This is a genomic window from Xanthomonas sp. CPBF 426 (assembly GCF_903989465.1).
In the GTDB taxonomy this organism is placed as follows: domain Bacteria; phylum Pseudomonadota; class Gammaproteobacteria; order Xanthomonadales; family Xanthomonadaceae; genus Xanthomonas; species Xanthomonas euroxanthea.
In genome coordinates, this window is sequence record NZ_LR861805.1 from 4,507,922 (window position 1) to 4,526,803 (window position 18,882).

The window sequence follows — 18,882 nt, forward strand, 5'->3', positions numbered from 1 at the left end:
CCTCGCTCAATAGACATCGCGCCGGTAACGCCCCGCCGCGGTCAGCGACTCCAGCCGCGTCTCGCCCAGCAGTTCGCGCAGCGCGGCATCGACCTCACGCGCCATGCTGTCCAGGCTGCCGCAGACATGGATCACCGCACCGCGATCGATCCAGTGGCGCAAGGTGTCGCCGGCTTCGCGCAAGTGATGCTGCACGTAGCGCTTGTGCGCCTGGTCGCGCGAGAACACCTGATCGAGCTGCTGCAGGTGACCACGCGCCTGCCAGGCCTGCAGTTCGTCGGCGAACAGAGCATCGTGCGCGGCCTGCCGTTCGCCGAACAGCAGCCAGTGCCCGTGCACGCCGGCCAGCTCGGCCTCGCGCAGCAGGGCGCGCAAGCCGGCGATACCGGTGCCGTTGCCGATCAACACCATCGGCGCCTGTTCGACGCGATGGAAACCGGGATTGGTGCGCAGCCGCGCGCGTATCTGCATCCCGATTGGTGCGTGGCAGATCAGCCAGCCCGAGCCCAGGCCGGGGCTGCCGTCGGCGGCTGTGGTCAGGCGCACCACCGCGCTCGCCACGCCGTCGGCCGGCACGCTGGCCAGCGAGTAGTCGCGGGTCGGCAGCCAGGCGCAGGCATCCAGCCAGGTCTGTGGATCCGGATGCGGCGTTGGCGGGCGCGTGGGCGGCTCCGGCAGCACGCGCTCGGCGACGGCCTGCTGCAGCGGCAGCAGCTGCGCATCCACATGCACCAGCGCGTCGGGCGGCAGCCCCCAGGCGGCCAGGCACGCGCGGACGTGGGTGTAGGCATGCGCCGGCTGCACTTCGAGAATGTCGCCGGCCTGCCACTGCGTGCCGGATGGTGGCAGCAGATCGATCTGCCAGATCGGGGCGCCCTCGCTGCCCGGGTTCAGATGCGTGCGCGTCGACAACGTCCAGTGCAGCAGGGTCGGGCGCGCCAGCGGCACGGCCGCCACCGGCGCGCCGGCAATCTGCGCCAATTGCGCATGCCATTGCGCCAGGGCCTGCGGATCGGTGTTGTCCATCTCCACCGCCGGAAACAGCGGCTGCGCGCCCTGCGCCTGCAGCCACTGCTCGATGCGCCGCGAAAACCCGCAGAACTGCGCGTACTGGCGGTCGCCCAGGGCCAGCACGGCATAGGTCAGCTGCGACAGCGTCATGCGCTGGCGCAACAGCTCGCGCTCGAAGCTGCGCGCGGTATCGGGCGGCTCGCCATCGCCAAAGGTGCTGACCACGAACAAGGCATGCCGGGTGCCCTGCAGATGCTGCGCGCCGAGCTGTGCCAGCGAGCGCACCTGCACCGGCAGACCGGCGGCCTGCAGATGCCCGGCCGCCTGCCAGGCCAGCCGTTCGGCAAACCCGCTCTGGCTGGCGAACCCGATCAACCAGGGCTCGGCTTGCGACGCCGCCGGCGCACCGTGCAGGACTTCGCGGGCGGCACGCAGCGCGCGCTTCTTGCGGCGGCGATCCAGATACAGCATCCAGCCGGTCACGAAAAACACCGACATGCCGACACTGGCCAGCATCACCACGATGCGCCCCGGCAGCCCGAAGAAACTGCCCGAATGCAGCGGGAACATGCTGACCAGCAGCTGCTGGCCACGCGGCAGCAGCGCATAGTCCTGGCGACGCAGCAACGCACCGCTGCCCGGCTCGATTTCCAGATTGTCGTAGGCGCGGTCGTGGTCGGGATGGTCGGGCAGGAAGCGCACGCTCAGCGGTTGACCCGCACGCGGCGGGATGCGCAGATCCAATGCCGTGCTGTGCGTGGCCGGGATGGCATCCAGGGTGCGCTGCACGGCCGCGAAATTCACCGTGGCCGGGCGATGATCGCGCCCGTCGCCGCGTATCGCCGGCTCGGTGCCGAGCAAGGCCACCATGCCGTCGCGGTACCACGGGTAGGACCAGGTCAGCCCGGTCAGCGCCACCAGCAGATACACCAGCAGGCACCAGGTGCCGAACACCGCGTGCAGGCTCCACAGGAAACTGCGCCCCTGCCGTCGCCATTCCACCGCCCACCAGGTACGCAGGCTCCACCAGCGTCGCGGCCAACGCAGATACAGGCCGGAAGCGCAGAAGAACAACAGGATCAGGGTACTTGCACCGGTCACTGCCTGGCCGCGCTTGCCGGCGGCCAGGTGGCGATGCAGATCCTCGATGAAGGCAAACGCGCCGCTCAACCGCGGAGCGGCGACCTTGTCGCCGGTATATGGGTCGAAATACACCCGGCCGCCCCCCTTGCCGGCCAGGCGTGCGGTGGACGGACGTTTGCCGGTCGGATCGATCAGCATGCGCGTGACTGCCTGCTGTTGATCCAGGTCGAGCCGACGCAGCAGCACATCCACCGGCAATGGCCGCTCGCCTGCCGCATGCCGCTGCGCCAGCTGTGCGATCGCCGGGTTGACCAACCGCACAATCTCGTTCTCGAAGGACATCAACGCGCCGGTCAGCCCCATTACCGACAGCACCAGCCCGGCCGTGATGCCGAGCAGCCAGTGCAGTTGGAACAGGACGGTCTTGAGCACGCGCGAACAGCCTGAAACAGTGGGGTCCGCTATTGTAGATGAGAATCGTTATCGCAGTTCGGCTGCGGATTTTCGGGATTCACACCATTGACGCAACGCGATGCGGCGATGGGGATCACCCGACATTGCCGCATTGCCGGTATCTGCCGGTCCTCTGCAGTCTGCCTGGCCAAGGCTGCCTGCGCTGCACGATCCTCGCTCATCCAGGCGCCTGCTGCGCTCTGCACGAAGCCCAGGCCGCGGAAGACCGCGGTCTGCGGAGTCAGTGCGTCTTCATCGCATCAAGCCAGACCTGCAAGCAGCGATTCCTTGCCTGCACGCCACCGCATCACCGCACTCAGCCTTCCCGCAACCAACGTGCCACCTGGGGGGCGAAGTAGGTCAGCACGCCATCGGCGCCGGCGCGCTTGAATGCCATCAGCGCTTCCAGCACGCAACGACGTTCGTCCAGCCAGCCATTGGCGGCCGCCGCCTTGAGCATCGCGTACTCGCCGCTGACCTGATAGGCGAAGGTGGGCACGCGGAATTCCTGCTTCACCCGCCGCACCACATCCAGATACGGCATGCCCGGCTTGACCATCACCATGTCGGCGCCCTCTTCCAGGTCCAGCGCGATCTCGCGCATCGCCTCGTCGCTGTTGGCCGGATCCATCTGATAGGTGGTCTTGTCGGCCTTGCCGAGATTGCCGGCGCTGCCGACCGCATCGCGGAACGGGCCGTAGAACGCCGAGGCGTACTTGGCCGAGTAGGCCATGATGCGCACGTTGAGATGGTCCTGCGCATCCAGCGCGCGGCGGATCGCACCGATGCGGCCATCCATCATGTCAGAGGGCGAGATGATGTCCACACCGGCTTCGGCGTGCGACAGCGATTGTCTGACCAGCGCCTCGACGGTGATCTCGTTGAGCACATAGCCCTTGGCGTCGATGAGGCCGTCCTGGCCGTGCGTGGTGTACGGGTCCAGCGCCACGTCGGTCATGATGCCGAGCTCGGGAAAGCGCGCCTTGAGCGCACGTACCGCACGCTGCGCCAGGCCGTCCGGATTCCAGGCCTCGGCCGCGTCCAGGCTCTTGCCGGCCGGGTCGATCACCGGGAACAGGTCGATCACCGGAATGCCCAGTTCCAGGGCCGCTTCGGCTTCGCGCAGCAAGTCGTCCAGCGACAGACGCTCCACGCCCGGCATCGAGGCGATCGGCGCGCGGCCGGACAATTCATGCACGAACACCGGCCAGATCAGGTCGTCGGTGGTCAGCGTGTTTTCGCGCATCAGGCGCCGCGAAAACGCATCGTGGCGCATGCGGCGGGGACGGTAGTGGGGATGGGCCATCGTGGGCTCCTGTCGGCAGCCGGCAAGTTTACGCCCGCCATCCGCTGTCGGACGCGCTGCGACGCAGTGTCGCAGCGCTGCAACGGACAGGAGCGCGCCGCGATTCATGCCAGCGTGATTCGCCGGGGCACACGGTCGGCTCGCCCCTTAGGGACCGCGTCCGGATGGCGGCGGTGTCACGCGGCGACCTTCTTCATCGCCAGCCGGTGCAAGGCGCTTCCGGCTCGCGCGACCCCTGCTTGGACGCCGCCGCGCGCTAGATCACGCCGCCGCCCAGGCTCAGGCGGATCACCCCGACCACGATCACCAGGCCGTTGAGCAGCAGACCGGTCTTGGCACGCCCGCGATTGCCGGCCGAGGTGAACAGCAGCGCGATCGCCGCAATCAGCGCGCCCACCGCCGCAAACGGGATCAGGAACCAGTTGCCCCAGCCCAGCAACGGGATGAAGGCCAGCACCATCCACAGCAGCGCCACGATGCCCCACAGCAGGCTGATCAATCCCACGTATCACCTCGACGTCTTAGAAGAATGGCCTGAGCTTAGCCCTGTGGCCGCCAAGACGCCGTGGGCAGGTGGTCACCCTGACCAATGGCGGCTTGGCGGTAGCCTCACGTGGGCACGGCTAGGGTGCGGCGAAGTCCGGCGCGATTCAGTCCGGGCGCCGGATCATCGTCATCACTGTCGTCAACAGGGGCCGCATCATGAACAAGCATGTCGTCATCGCCGCTGCGCTCGCCATGCTCCTGGCCGGTTGCGCCAGCAGTTCCAAGGTGATGCTGGGCCAGGCGCGCGCACCGATCGACCCGGCGCAGGTGCAGGTGTACTCCAATGCACCGGTCGGCTCGGTGGAGATCGCCCAGCTCGAATCCACCAGCGCCGCCGGCTTCGGCACCCAGGGCCAGACCGATGCGGCCGTGCAGCGCCTCAAGCGTGAGGCGGCCAAGCTCGGCGCCAATGGCGTGGTCATCGTCGGCGTGGGCTCGGAACGCTCCGGCGGCGGCCTGTCGGTGGGCGGCGGCAGCTACGGCGGCCGCGTCGGCGGCGGCCTGGGCATCGGCATCCCGACCACCCAGAAGCGCGCGGCCGGCATGGCGATCTGGGTGCCGGCCGGGGCGCAGCAGCGCGCGGCGCCAGAGGTGTCGCCTCCAATGCGCTGAGGCGAGCCTCAACAATTCGAAAGCATTTGCGAAGGCAGTGCTGCAACAGGGCGCGATAGTTGGCCGATTCAAGCTCCATCGTGCCCTGCTGCGTTACGCCGTCTCGAATTGCTTAGCGCTTGCCCTGCTGCGCAGGGATGAACTGCGTCTCCACCGCCTTGGCCAGCTGGTCCGGCGGCAGCAGGCCCTGGTCGAGCAGGAAGTTGTTGAAGGCCAGGCGGTCGAACTTCTTGCCCAGGACCAGTTCGGTGCGCATGCGCAGTTCCAGGATGCGGGTGTAGCCGTAGAAATAGCTGCCGGCCTGGCCGGGGGCGCGGACGGTGTAGCGGTCCAGTTCCTGGCGGGTCATGGCCGGCGAGAGGCCGACATCGTCTTCGAGCACCTGGCGTGCGCGTTCGCGGTCGATCAGGCCGAGGTTGAGCATCGGGTCGAGCATGGCGCGGGCGGCGCGCAGCAGGCGGAACTGCAGGGCGATCAGCTGACCGTCGAGTGGCTCGTACGGGACCATTTCGGCTTCGGCATACAGCGCCCAGCCTTCGACGTTGACCGAGTTGAACGCGAACAGGCTGCGCGCCAGCGACACGCCGCGTTCGACCATGGCGGTGAACTGCAGCTCATGGCCGGGGCGGCCTTCGTGTGCGCTGAGCGTCCAGGCGGCCGAGCCGAAGTTGAAGTCGTCGTACTGCTCCTTCTTGGCGCCGTCGGCGGTCGGGTTGCCGAGCGGCAGCACGAACTGGCCCTGCTGGCCGGTATTGCCGATCAGCGGGGCCGGCAGGAAGTGCGGTGCCGGTTGCGCGGCGCTTTCGGCCGCGCTGCCCAGGCGCATCTGCATCGGGCGGTTGGGCACATCGACGATGCGCTGCTGGCGGATGATCGGGTCGATCTGGTCGATCACGCCGCGGTAGTGGGTTTCCAGCTGGTCGTCGGCAATCTTGTTGCCCTTGAGCGCACGGATCACCTGCACGTAATCGCTGCCCTGCACGCCCTTGGCCTTGGCCACCAGCGGCGCGAGCTGACGCATCGCCGAGCGGGTTTCCATGAATTCCAGCTGCGCGCGCTGGATCAGCTGCTGCGGAGCGATGTCGATGCCGACCTGCTTGAGCTGGAAGGCATACAGCGGTTCGGGCAGGCGGGTGTCCTTGCGTGCCTTCGGCAATACCGTGGTGCGGGTCCAGTTGGCGTACTCCTTCAACTGGGTGGACATCGCCTTGAGCGATTCGTCGGCGCCGGCGATCTTGTACTTGGCGAACAACTCGCCGATGCCGGCGACGTAGGTGTCCACGTTGGCCAGCGCCTGTTCCACTTCGCGCTCGGTCGGCTGCAGCAGGGCCTTGTTGCCAAGCTGTTCCTCGTAGCGCTGGCGGGCCAGCGTGGTGGTCGGCGTCGTGCCCGGCACCAGGCCCACGTAACGCTTGAGGCGATCCAGCGCCTTGGCGCGGCGCTCGGGCACGGTCTGGTCGGACAGCAATCCATTGAGGCCGCTGAAGACCAGCTGCGGCGCGTCGCTCCACGGCAGCAGGTAGCGCTCGTTGAGCTGGCTGCCTTCGATGTTCTGTTCGGCCGCCGCGATCATGATCTGCAGGTCCTGGCGCACGTTGACGTCGCGCTCGGTCGCCAGCTTGGCCTGCAACGCGGTGCGCGCCTTGCTCATCGCATCGCGGTAGCGCGCGGCGTTGTTCGGCCCCAGGTCGATGACCTGGTCGTCGTAGCCGGGCACGCCGAAGAAGCTGGCGTATTCGGGCTGGAACGGCGCCTGCGCGTTCAGCAGGATCTGCGCGTCGCCGTTGCTGGTCTGCACCCAGGCCGGCGTGGCAGGCTGGGCCTGCCCGGGCTGAGCGGTCTGTGCCTGCAATGGCAGCGAAGCACCGAGCGCCAGCGCAACGGCGAGAACAAGTGGTTTCATGGGGTGGATCCGCAAGTTGAGTAGCGCGACCCTACCCATCCGCAGCGGCTGCGGCAATGCGCCTTAGGTCATGGTCGCAGGAGTGCGGCGGCGCTTGCGGACCCGTTACCAGACTGCAGACGTTGGCGATTGCAGCTTGCCAGGCGCTGCAGCCGGAACCGGTGGGAGCGATGACATGACAACGTCCTTGCAGGCCAGGTGTTGGGGCACGACTGCAGATGACCTCGGCGGTGAGCAACACCACGGCGCGGCCAACATCGCCGCGGGGCCGCGGCGGCGGCCGCTGTACCACTGCAGTGGCCGCCGCGTCCCCTGCAGCCGGCCGCCGGCCGCTCAGGGCATCAGGCAGCGCTGGATGAAGGCCTCCGCGGTCTTGTAGCGATGCAAGGCGGTGCTGCCGGACAACCCATGCTTGGCACCGGGATAGGTCATCAATTCGAAGGCGGTGCCGCGCGCCTGCAACGCGCTCATCAGCGCGGTGGAGTTGGTGAACAGCACGTTGTCGTCGGCCATGCCGTGGATCAGCAGCAGCCTGGCGCGCAGGCCGTCCAGATGGGTGGCGATGCGCGCGTCGCGGTAACCGTCGGCGTTGCTGGCCGGCAGGTCCATGTAACGCTCGGTGTAGTGGGTGTCGTACAGCCCCCAATCGGTGACCGGCGCGCCGGCCACGCCACAGGCGTAGGCCTCACTGTGCCTGGCCAGCAGCATCAGCGTCATGTAGCCGCCGTTGGACCAACCCTGCACGCCGATGCGGGCCGGATCGACCCAGCGCTGCGCCTTGAGCCAGGCCACACCCTGCAGTTGATCGTCCACTTCGACTGTGCCCTGCCTGCCGTACAGCGCACCACCGAAGGCGCGGCCACGCCGCGGCGTGCCGTGGTTGTCCAGCGAGAACACCACATAGCCGCGCTGGGCGAGGTACTGGTCGAACAGCGCATCGCCACGGCTCGGCCAGGCATCGAGCACGGTCTGCGCGGCAGGGCCGCCATATACGTACACCATCACCGGATAGCGCCTGGCCGGGTCGAAGTTGTCCGGCTTGATCAGGCGGTACTGCAGCGGCGTGGTGCCGTCGGCAGCGGTGAGCGTGCCGAATTCCACCGGGCGCTGCGCGTCGCGGTATCTGGCGTAAGGGTGCTGCGGATCGGCCAGGTCGTTCTTCAGCAGCGTGGCGATTTTTTCGCCGTTGGCGCAGAACAGCTCGATCTGCGGCGGCGTGGTGGTGTTGGACCAGCTATCGACATACACGCTGGCATTGCCGGCGAAACTGGCCGCGTGCGTGCCGCGGGGCATCGAACGTTTTTCGATCGCACCGCCGGCCAGCGGCACCGCATAGATGTGGGTCTGGGTCGGCGATTCCTTGCTGGCGGAGAAATACACCGTGCCGGCGTGCTCGTCGACGGCGAGCAACGCATCGACCACCCAGTCGCCGGAGGTCAGCGGGGTGAACGTGCGCCCGTCTTCCGATGCCACATACAGATGCGCGTAGCCGCTGCGCTCGGAGTTCCAGACAAAGCGGCCGTCCTTGAGAAAGCGCAGATCGTTGTGGAGCGGCACCCAGGTCGGCGAGGTCTCGGTGACCAGCACGCGCTGCCTGCCGCTGGCCAGCGTGGTTTCGATCAACGCAAGGGTTTTCTGGTCGCGCGACTGGCGCTGGAAGGTCAGCCGCTGCGCATCGCGCCAGTCCACCCGCGCCAGGTAGATGTCCGGGTTCTTGCCCAGGTCGACCCACTGTGGCTTGGCTGTAGCACGCGGGGCGATCACGCCGAGCTGCACGGCCACATTGGGCTGGCCTGCCTGCGGATAGCGCTGGTCGATCACCTCGGTGTGGTCGGCGTAGACCTCCGGGCGCTTCTGGATCGGCACAGCCGATTCGTCGATGCGCGCGAAGGCGATCGCCGAATCGTCCGGCGCCCACCAGTAGCCGGTGTGGCGATCCATTTCCTCGTCGGCGACGAACTCGGCCACGCCATTGCCGATGGTCTCGCTGCCGTCGCGGGTCAGTTGCAGCTGTTTGCCGCTGGCCAGGTCGATCACCCACAGGTTGCGCGCGCGCACGAAACTGACGAAGCCACCCTTGGGCGAGAGCTTGGCATCGGTGGCGAAGCCTTCGCCATGGGTGAGCTGGCGCACCGCGGCGTTGCCGGTCTTGCGCAGGTCGTACAGATACAGCTCGCCGCCGAGCGGAAACAGCAACGCGTGCGCGTCCGGCGCCCATTGGTAATCGACGATGCCGGCGAAGGCGGCGATGCGTTGGCGCTCACGGCGGGCCTTTTCCACATCGCTGAGCGTCTCGGTGCCAGGCAACACGAGCTTGGAATCAACCAGCAGGCGGGTCTGGCCGCTGGCGATGTCGTACTCCCACAGATCCAGTTGATTGCGGTCGCTGTCCTTGCCGCGCAGGAAGCTCACGCGCGAGCCGTCGGGAGCGACCTTGGGTTTCATCAGCGTCGGGCCGGACAACGGCAACGGGCCGGTGATGGCATCGAGGGTGAGCTTTTCGGCGTGGGCGGTGGGGAGCGTGCTGAGCATGAGGGCAAGTGCGGCGAACAGGGCGCGCATCGAAGATCCTGTCTTGAGATAGCACACAGGATGCGGGCGCGTGAGGTGTTTGAGAAGCGCGGCGATGGCGCGTGTGCGCGATGACGGGTTGTGCGTGGTTGCGCGCATGTGCGGCAGCGTGGTTCTGGAGTCGTCCTCGCCCTGCCTTGCGCGGCACAGGTGCGATGGCCCGATGGTCGCAGTTGGCGCGCTGCGCAGGTTCCGGGGGGCGGTGGGTCTGGCTCCACTTGCGTGCCCTTGCACCGACTCCTCCCCGGGGGAGAGGGGCTCGCTGCGCCGGGTGCGTGTCGCGCACGATTGATGCACGCGCATGCCGCTGCTGGGTCCTGATGCCGGCTTACTGTTGCTGCCTGCTGCTGTTGCTGCTGTCGCTGCTGTGCAGTTGCACCAGTCGCCGCTATCGCCGCATGGGCTTCTACGCAGCCGCGCCTGCCGCTTTGCTTCAGCGCTTGCCGAACAGGTGCCTGCGTTCTTCCTCGCCCAGTGGCTTGCCGGCGTCGGGGTTGACCTGTTCCTTGAGCGCGTAGGCGCGCTGGGTGGCCGGACGCGCGGAGATGGCGTCGTGCCAGCGCTTGAGATGCGGGAAGTCGGCGTAATCGGGGCGGATGTCGGCGTAGACCTCGATCCACGGATAGCTGGCCATGTCGGCGATGCCGTACTCGGGGCCGGCCAGGAACGCGGAGGCGGCCAGGCGCTTGTCGAGCACGCCATGCAGGCGGCGTACTTCGGTGTTGTAGCGCTCGATCGCGTAGGGAATCCTTTCCGGCGCATAGACGTTGAAGTGGCCCATCTGGCCGCTCATCGGCCCCAGCCCGCCCATCTGCCAGAACAACCATTCCAGCGCGGCGATGCGGCCACGCGCATCGCGCGGCAGGAAGCGGCTGGTCTTCTCGGCCAGGTACAGCAGGATGGCGCCGGATTCGAACACGCTCTGTGCGGGACCGCCGTCGGCCGGTGCGTGGTCGACGATCGCCGGCATCTTGTTGTTGGGCGAAATCTGCAGGAAGGCCGGCTCGAACTGCTCGCCCTTGCCGATGTTGACCGGCTTGAGCGTGTAGTCCAGCCCGGCTTCTTCCAGGAACAAGGTGACCTTGTGGCCATTGGGGGTGGGCCAGTAGTACAGGTCGATCATCGTGCGCTCCAGTTCGGCAGGGGGTGGCACGCAGCCGCGCGCCTCGACGACCGATGGTACGACCAAGCCCGCGACCTGCGCGTGCGCTCGCCGTGGTGCTGACTGGAACGATGTGTGACGCGATTGCTCGCGGCCGATGCTGCAGTGCAAGTTGACTTGGTTAAGGCGGCGCTCACAAATGCACGACTGTTTCATCGACCTTCGCCTGTCCCGCCTGGGGCCGGCTTATCTTCACTTGGGGAAGAATCATTGTGAGAGAGCCACGCACCCTGCCGCGCACGCGGCGTCTGACGTCTGCCCTGCTGTTTGCCTTGTCGACGCCGCTGGCCGCGCAGACCGCACCGCCGCCGCAGTCCGCGTCCACCGTTCCGGGCGCAAGCCAGGCCGATCCGGCCACGCTCGATGCGGTGCAGGTCACCGGTATCCGCGGCAGCCTCACCTCGTCGATGAACGTCAAGCGCGATGCGCAGGGCATCGTCGACGGCATCGTGGCCGAGGACATCGGCAAGTTCCCCGATACCAATCTGGCCGAGTCGCTGCAACGCATCAGCGGCGTGTCGATCGACCGCTCGCTGGGCGAAGGCTCGCGCGTCACCGTGCGCGGCGTCGGCCCGGACTTCAACCTGGTGCTGCTGAACGGCCGGCAGATGCCGGGCGCCAGCATCGAGGAGTCCAACGCCTCCAACTCGCGTGCGTTCGACTTCGCCAACCTGGCGTCGGAGTCGATCTCCGGTATCGAGGTGTTCAAGACCAGCCGCGCCAGCACGCCCACCGGCGGCATCGGTGCGACCATCAACATCAAGACCAGCCGGCCGCTGGACAACCCGGGCCTGCATGCCAACGTCGGCCTCAAGGGCGTGCACGACAGCTCCAACGAGAACCTGCCCGGACGCCTGCAGGGCGATTCGCTGACCCCGGAAATCTCCGGCATCTTCAGCAATACCTCGGCCGATGGACGCTTCGGCGTGTCGCTGAGCGGCAGCTATCAGGAGCGCGACTTCGGCTATAGCCAGGTCGGCGTGCCCAACGGCTGGCGTTCGTTCCGCGGCGATGCCACCGCCTACGGCACCATCCCGCAGCCGGGCGCGCCCGGCTCGGAGAACATCGTCAACCGCCCCGGCCCCAACGATATCTATTCGGTGCCGCAGAACCTCAACTACCGCGTGGTCGGCGTGGAGCGCCAGCGCACCAACGGCCAGCTGGTACTGCAGTACAAGCCGCTGGACAACATCACCACCACGCTGGATTACACCTATTCGGAAAACAAGATCCAGCAGCAGCGCAACGAGATGTCGGTGTGGTTCAACTACGGGCCGTCGGCCAGCGCCTGGACCAACGGCCCGGTGGCAGGACCGGTGAGCTACTCGGAAATCGTCAATCCGGCCACCAGCGATCTGGCCACCGCCGGCTCCAATGCGGCCACGCGCAACGAGAACAAGTCGCTGGGCTTCAACGTGGATTGGGCGGTCAATGATCAGTTCAAGCTCAACTTCGACATCCACCGCTCCACCGCCGAAGCCGGTGCGGACAGCCCGTTCGGTTCCAGCAATTCGCTGGGCGTGTCCGGCTTTTACCGCGGCACCTCGGTGGTGGATTTCAGCAAGGATTTCCCGGTGTTGCAGCAGCAGTTGGGCTTCGGCCTGACCGGGCTGGATCCGTCGCGCACGCTGGTCACCGGCTCGGCGTTCCGCAACAGCTACATGAAGTCGGAGATCGACCAGGCGCAGGTCAACGGCGACTTCACCTTCGAAAACTATTCGCAGTTGAAGTTCGGCATCGGCAGCACCGAGGTCAAGAACCGCTCGGCATTTTCCAACGTGCAGCGCGACACCTGGGGCGGTGCCGGCACCGCGGCCGATTATCCGGACGATCTGTGGATTCCAAGCTCGTTCGCGCAGTATTTCGATGCGATCGATGGCAGCGGCAACCCGGCGCAGTTCGATCAACTGTTCCTGTTCGACTTCGAACGCGCCCGCCAGGCCGCCGCGCAGGTGGCCGGCGACGACGCGCTGTACCGCACCTCGCCGGTGTTCACCACCGACCGCCGCGTGACCGAAAAATCCAAGAATGCCTATTTGCAGTGGAACAACAGCTGGGACGATCTGCGCGTGCCGATCAGCCTGGCCGCCGGTGTGCGTTACGAAGAAACCAAGGTGGACGCACAGGCGCTGGTGCCGGTGGCGGTGGGCATCGACTGGGTCGCCAACAACGAGTTGCCGATCCGCCTGGCCGACTCGGCATTCGCCAGCGGCAGCGGCAAGTACGAGTACTGGCTGCCCAGCCTGGACCTGAGCTTCAAGCTCACCGAGGATCTGGTGCTGCGCGGCAGCTACGGCGAAACCATCGGCCGGCCCGGCTGGGGCGATATCCAGGGCGGGCAGACGCTCAACCAGATCGCGCGCCTGGAAGGCGGCACCGGCCAGGAAGGCAATCCCGGCCTCAAGCCGCTGCTCTCGCACAACATCGACCTGTCGCTGGAGTGGTACTACAGCGATGCCAGCTACGCCTCGGTGGGCTTCTTCCGCAAGAACATCGACAACTACATCGGCGTGACCACGCGCAACGATGCCTCGCTGGGCCTGAACACGCCGGTGGGCGGTGCGTACTGGAACGAAGCGCTGGGCAACGGCTGCGCCTCGGCGGACCTGACCTGCATCCGCAACTACATCTTCCGCAACCGCGGCGGTGCGCCGGGTGTGGTGCGCGGGACGGACGATTCCAATGGCAATGCCACCGGTGTGATCAGCGGGCAGCCGGGCGACCCGGTGGCCAACTTCGCCATCACTGCGCCGGCCAACCAGCGCTCGGCCTCGCTGGACGGCTGGGAATTCAACCTGCAGCACATGTTCGGCGACAGCGGCTTTGGCGTGTCGGCCAACTACACCATGGTCGACTCCGGCCTGACCTACGACAACTACGTGATCGGCGAGCAGTTCGCGCTGGAAGGGCTGAGCGATTCGGCCAACGTGGTCGGCTTCTACGACAGGGACAAGTGGCAGGTGCGTGCGGCCTACAACTGGCGCGACGAGTTCCTGGCCGCACGCTTCGACGGCAGCGGCCAGCCCAACCCGGTCTACACCGAAGCCTATGGCCAGCTGGATCTGAGCATCGGCTACCAGTGGACCGAGAACCTGTCGCTGAGCCTGGAGGCGATCAACCTCACCGACGAGGTGCAGCGCCAGCACGGCCGTCACCCGAACCAGATCATCTACGCCACCCAGACCGGCCCGCGCTACATGCTGGGCGTGCGCTACAAGTTCTGGTGATCTGAGTGAGGTACCGAGCGTCCCGGCAGCGCGCCTGCCGGGACACCCGCACCGCCTTTCCGCGCGCTGGCCGCAGTTGCTGCATCCGGCACTTGCCACGCGGAGGGGAACTGTCCAAGCATGGGCCACGCGCCCCGCGTGATCTGCCTGCCCCCCATGACCAATGCCGTGTTGTTGAACAACCTCGATCACCGCGATCTGCGCGTGATCACCGCGCACGGCGCCGCCTTCGGCGATGACGTGATGTCGGCTGCGACCTTTCCGCAGGAATTCCGCCAACTCCAGGCGCAATACCCGATCGTGTTCCATCGCAGCGGCGAGCGCAGTTTTCAGCCGCTGGCGTTGCTGGGCCTGCGCCTGGGCGAGAACCTGTTCCTGGACGGTACGCGCTGGGATGCGCCGTACGTGCCGCTGGCGATCCAGCGGCAACCGTTTCTGATCGGCGAGCAGGCGGACGGACCGATGGTGCACGTGGACCTGGACAGCCCGCGCATCAGCCGCAGCGAAGGCGAGGTGCTGTTTCGCGAACATGGCGGTACCACCGAATTTCTCGACCACATCAGCCAGGTATTGCGCACCTTGCACGATGGCCTGACCGCGAGCGAGGCGTTCGTCGCACGCTTGCTGGGCTACGACCTGCTCGAACCGTTCGTGTTCGAGGCCACGCTGCAGAACGGCCTGGAATGCCGTCTGACCGGGCTCTACGCCGTGCACGAAGAACGCCTGCGCGCGCTCGACGATGCCGCACTGCTCGATCTGCACCGGCATGGCGATCTGGAACCGCTGTACATGGCGGTGGCCTCGATCGCGCAGTTCCGCCACCTGCTCGACCGCCTGCAACGCCGCCATGCTGGTTGAGCCGCGCGCCATCGAAGAGCGACACGGGCTGGACCCGCAGCAGCTGGATCCGGCCATGCTGCGCTCCACCACGCCGCTGGTCTTGCGCGGGCTGGTGCGCGACTGGCCGCTGGCGCAGGCCGGCGCGAGCTCTGCGCAGGCGGCCGCCGCCTACCTGCGCGGCTTCGATCGCGGCGAGGCGGTGGTGGCGCAGGTCGGCCCGCCGGAGATCGATGGGCGCTTCTTCTACAACGCGGACATGAGTGGCTTCAATTTCCGCCCCGAACGGGTGCCATTGAACGTGGTGCTGGAGACCTTGCTGCGCGATCTGCACAACCCGCAGCCACCGGCGATCTATGTCGGCTCCACCACGCTGGACACCTACCTGCCCGGCCTGCGCGCGCACAACCCGATCGCCCTGCCGCAGGCGCAGCCGCTGGCCAGCATCTGGATCGGCAACCGCACCCGCATCGCCGCCCACCAGGACCTGCCCGACAACCTGGCCTGCGTGGTCGCCGGGCGGCGCCGCTTCACGCTGTTTCCGCCGCAGCAACTGGCCAACCTGTATATCGGCCCGCTCGATCTCACCCCGGCCGGCCAGCCGGTCAGCCTGGTCGATATCGCCGCGCCGGACCTGCAGCGCTTTCCACGCTATGCGCAGGCGCTGGAACACGCGCTGGTGGCCGAGCTGGAAGCGGGCGATGCATTGTTCATTCCCAGCATGTGGTGGCATCACGTCCAGGCGCTGACGCCGTTCAACGTGCTGGTGAATTTCTGGTGGCGGCAGAGCCCGGCCTACATGGATTCGCCGATGAATGCGCTGATGCTGGCGCTGCTCACCATGCGCGACCTGCCAGCGGAGCAACGCGCCATCTGGCAGGACGTGTTCGACCATTACGTGTTCGATGCCGACGCGGACACCGCCGCACACGTGCCGGAGTCTGCGCGCGGCGTGCTGGCGCCGATGGACGAGGCCCGTGCCCGCAGCCTGCGCGCGCGCTTGCTGCAACGCCTGAATCGCTGAGGATCTGATGCCATGACCGACACCACGCCTGCGGATCCACAACAGCGCCCGGTGCGCCGCGTCGTCATCGCCGGTGGCGGCACCGCCGGCTGGATGGCCGCCGCCGCGTTATCCAAGGTGCTGGGCCGGCACCTGCAGATCACTCTGGTGGAGTCGGACGAGATCGGCACGGTGGGCGTGGGCGAGGCCACCATCCCCAGCCTGGTCACCTTCCACCGCCTGCTGGAGATCGACGAGGCCGCGTTCATGGCCGCCACCCAGGCCACCATCAAGCTCGGCATCGGCTTCGAGCACTGGCGCGATGTCGACCGGCACTACATCCATTCCTTCGGCCATACCGGCACCGATCACTGGAGTGCCGGCTTCCAGCATTTCTGGTTGAAGGGCCGGCAGCGTGGCGTGGCGCGCGACTTCGGCGACTACTGCCTGGAACTGCGCGCCGCGCAGGAAGGCCGCTTTGCGCATCTGCCCAACGGCGGCATGAATTACGCCTATCACCTGGATGCCGGCCTGTACGCGCGCTTCCTGCGCCGCTTCAGCGAAGGCTTCGGCGTGCAGCGCATCGAAGGCCGCATCGGCAGCGTGGAGACCGACGCGCACAGCGGCTATCTCACCGCGCTGACGCTGGACAACGGCATGCGGGTGGAAGGCGATCTGTTCCTGGATTGCACCGGCTTTGCCGGCCTGCTGATCGGCAAGACGCTGGGCGTGGGCACGGACGACTGGTCGCAGTGGCTGTTTGCCGACAGCGCGCTGGCGGTGCAGACCGAATCGGTCGGCGCGCCGGTGGCGTACACCCGCTCGCGCGCCGATCAGGCGGGCTGGATGTGGCGCATTCCGCTGCAGCACCGGGTCGGCAACGGCATCGTGTATTCCAGCCGCTACATGGACCAGGACAGCGCCGCGCAGGTGCTGCAGCACAATCTCAGCGGCCGCGCACTGAGCCAGCCGCGGGCACTGCGCTTCACGCCCAATCAGCGGCATCGGGTCTGGGAAAAGAACTGCGTGGCGCTGGGGCTGGCCAGCGGCTTTCTGGAGCCGCTGGAATCGACCAATATCCATCTGATCCAGCGCGGCATCATCCGGTTGATGCAGACCTTTCCGCAGGTCATCAACGATGTCGACATCGCCGAATACAACCGCCAGGCCGCCGCCGAAATCACCCATATCCGCGATTTCGTGATCCTGCATTACCACGCCACCGACCGCCGCGACACGCCGTTCTGGCGCGATTGCGCGGCGATGGACATCCCCGACACGCTGCGCCATCGGGTGGAGTTGTTCCGCCAGAGCGGGCGGGTCTTCCATCAGGCCAACGAGCTGTTTGCCGAGAACTCCTGGGTGCAGGTGATGCTGGGCCAGGGCATCACGCCGAAGCAGCATCACCCGGTGGCCGACCTGATGGGCGATGCCGAGCTCCGTCATTTTCTGGAGACCATCCGCACGCGTGTCGATGCTGCCTTGCTGCGGCTGCCGGCGCATGCGGACTTCCTGCGGCGCTATTGCCCGGCACCGCTGCCCGAGCCGGCAACGCGGCTGCCGACCGACACGGCGCTGGTCACCGGGACGCGATGAATTTCGCGCCCGGCAGGCGCCCCCCTTGGCTTAGACCGCCCCAGCAATGCTAGATTGCCGCTTTGCCAGCCATTGCGGGAACAATGGCCGGCGCTCGCCGCAGCATCTTTTTGCAATCGGGGTAAGGGGGACGCATGTTGGATCTGACACAGGGCCGTATGGCACGCCGGATCGCGCCGGTCATTTTGTTGGTCGGCCTGGCCGCCTGCTCCAGGCAGGACGACAAGGCCGCCACCACCGCGCCTGCCACCGGCGCCACGCCTGCGGCACCGGCCACCGCGGCGACGCCGGCCACGGCGGTGTCGCCGCAGGTGCAATCGATGGCTGCCGACCAGTTGCGCGCCTCGGCCACCAAGGCCTTGCAGGACAACCGCATGTACGCCCCGGCCGGCGACAACGCGGTGGAGTACTACCTGGCCCTGCGTGAGAAGCAGCCGCAGGACGCCACCGTCAACAGCGCGCTGACCGACCTGCTGCCGTACACGCTGATCGCCGCCGAACAGGGCATCAGCCGCGAAGAATTCCCCGAGGCGCAGCGCCTGATCGCGCTGATCGAAAAGGTGGACCCGAAGGCACCGGCACTGCCGCGCCTGAAAAGCGGCCTGGACACCGGCATGAAGACCGCCGCCAGCCGCTCCGAGCAGGATGCCGAGCAGGCCAAGAAGCTGGTCGAGGACAAGGCCAAGCAGGCGGCCGAGCAGAAGCGTCTGGCCGAACAGCAAACCCGCGAGGCGGCCGCCGCGCAGCAGATCGCCGCGCAACAGGAAGCCGCCCGCCAGCAGAGCGCCGAGGCCGAACGCCAGGCCGCCGCGCGCCGTCAGGCCGAGACTCCGGCGCCTGCGCCGACCCCGGCGGCCCCGCGCCCGGCACCGGCAACTGCCGCAGTTGCACCGGCCGCGCAGTCGCTGCGCCCGATCAGCACCCCGGCACCGCGTTACCCACCCGAAGCGCTGCGCGCCGGCACCTCCGGCGAAGTGCTGGTGGAGATCACCGTCGGCACCGACGGCTCGATCACCGCCTCGCGCGTGCTGCGCGCCACCCCGCCGCGCGTGTTCGACCGCGAAGCGCTCAATGCGGTCAAGCGCTGGCGTTTCGAACCGGTGGCTGCACCGGTGACCACGCGGCGCACGCTGTCGTTCAACCCGGGGGGTTGAGTGGGGCGTTGGGCGATCAGGTAGTTCTGCATGCGGCTGAGTGAGTGAGTCCGTTGATTGCTTAGTCGTTGATTCCTTGATTGCTTGGTCGTTGATTGGTTGATTGGTTGATTGGTTGATTGGTTGATTGTTGGCTCATGGCTCATGGCTCATGGCTCATGGCTCATGGCTCATGGCTGCCGATGATCAATGCACTGCACTCCCGGCGGATGTCGGGCGCCAAACAAAAAGCCCGCAGCGATGCGGGCGTTTTGTTTCCTGGTGATCCGTACCCTCATCCGCCCTTCGGGCACCTTCTCCCCGAGGGGAGAAGGAACTGCTAGCCTCTCGCCCCTCGGGAGAGGGGTTGGGGTGAGGTACGGCGACAGAGTCGACGTCACGCACTGCGCAGACAACAACACCGTTCAATCAATCAACG

General features: G+C 67.1%; 12 protein-coding genes. 6 read left to right on the forward strand and 6 right to left on the reverse strand.

Annotation, left to right across the window (positions count from 1 at the left end):
- Positions 1-6: 6 nt before the first annotated feature.
- The 3 genes from H7A87_RS19170 to H7A87_RS19180 all read right to left on the reverse strand — a co-directional run bounded on the left by H7A87_RS19170 (position 7) and on the right by H7A87_RS19180 (position 4,352).
- A complete protein-coding gene (locus H7A87_RS19170) occupies positions 7-2,526 on the reverse strand; it encodes a sulfite reductase flavoprotein subunit alpha (protein WP_119129821.1) in 2,520 nt (839 codons plus the stop codon).
- Between the two features lie 337 nt (positions 2,527-2,863).
- Complete coding sequence (gene hemB, locus H7A87_RS19175) at positions 2,864-3,853, reverse strand: porphobilinogen synthase (RefSeq protein ID WP_104584204.1); 990 nt, start codon at positions 3,851-3,853, stop codon at positions 2,864-2,866.
- Between the two features lie 256 nt (positions 3,854-4,109).
- Positions 4,110-4,352, reverse strand: coding sequence for a hypothetical protein (locus H7A87_RS19180; RefSeq protein ID WP_005989387.1), 243 nt, complete (start codon positions 4,350-4,352; stop codon positions 4,110-4,112).
- A gap of 203 nt (positions 4,353-4,555) precedes the next feature.
- On the opposite strand from H7A87_RS19180, the gene H7A87_RS19185 reads away from it, so the two are divergent.
- Complete coding sequence (locus tag H7A87_RS19185) at positions 4,556-5,011, forward strand: hypothetical protein (RefSeq protein ID WP_104584202.1); 456 nt, start codon at positions 4,556-4,558, stop codon at positions 5,009-5,011.
- 112 nt (positions 5,012-5,123) lie between these two features.
- Here the strand turns inward: H7A87_RS19185 and H7A87_RS19190 are convergent, their stop codons facing one another.
- The 3 genes from H7A87_RS19190 to H7A87_RS19200 form a co-directional block, all read right to left on the reverse strand.
- Positions 5,124-6,914: a DUF885 domain-containing protein gene (locus H7A87_RS19190; RefSeq protein WP_180496804.1), complete on the reverse strand. Its 1,791-nt coding sequence runs from the start codon at positions 6,912-6,914 to the stop codon at positions 5,124-5,126.
- Between the two features lie 333 nt (positions 6,915-7,247).
- Positions 7,248-9,476, reverse strand: a complete 2,229-nt coding sequence (locus H7A87_RS19195; protein ID WP_180496805.1) for a S9 family peptidase — start codon at positions 9,474-9,476, stop codon at positions 7,248-7,250.
- Positions 9,477-9,918: 442 nt separating this feature from the next.
- On the reverse strand, positions 9,919-10,608 hold the full coding sequence (locus H7A87_RS19200; RefSeq protein ID WP_119129823.1) for a glutathione binding-like protein: 690 nt from the start codon (positions 10,606-10,608) through the stop codon (positions 9,919-9,921).
- A 251-nt stretch (positions 10,609-10,859) separates the two neighbouring features.
- On the opposite strand from H7A87_RS19200, the gene H7A87_RS19205 reads away from it, so the two are divergent.
- The 5 genes from H7A87_RS19205 (at position 10,860) to H7A87_RS19225 (ending at position 18,464) form a co-directional block, all read left to right on the forward strand.
- Entirely contained in the window at positions 10,860-13,874 is a 3,015-nt protein-coding gene (locus H7A87_RS19205; RefSeq protein ID WP_119129824.1) for a TonB-dependent receptor, read from the forward strand.
- A gap of 156 nt (positions 13,875-14,030) precedes the next feature.
- Positions 14,031-14,732: a SapC family protein gene (locus tag H7A87_RS19210; protein WP_167766967.1), complete on the forward strand. Its 702-nt coding sequence runs from the start codon at positions 14,031-14,033 to the stop codon at positions 14,730-14,732.
- Entirely contained in the window at positions 14,722-15,735 is a 1,014-nt protein-coding gene (locus H7A87_RS19215) for a cupin-like domain-containing protein (protein ID WP_119129825.1), read from the forward strand. The genes H7A87_RS19210 and H7A87_RS19215 overlap by 11 nt, the downstream gene beginning before the upstream one ends.
- Before the next feature lie 12 nt (positions 15,736-15,747).
- A complete protein-coding gene (locus tag H7A87_RS19220; protein WP_119129826.1) occupies positions 15,748-17,310 on the forward strand; it encodes a tryptophan halogenase family protein in 1,563 nt (520 codons plus the stop codon).
- A 134-nt stretch (positions 17,311-17,444) separates the two neighbouring features.
- Positions 17,445-18,464 (forward strand): energy transducer TonB, encoded by a 1,020-nt coding sequence (locus H7A87_RS19225; RefSeq protein ID WP_119129827.1) that lies wholly within the window; start codon positions 17,445-17,447, stop codon positions 18,462-18,464.
- Positions 18,465-18,882 lie beyond the last annotated feature (418 nt).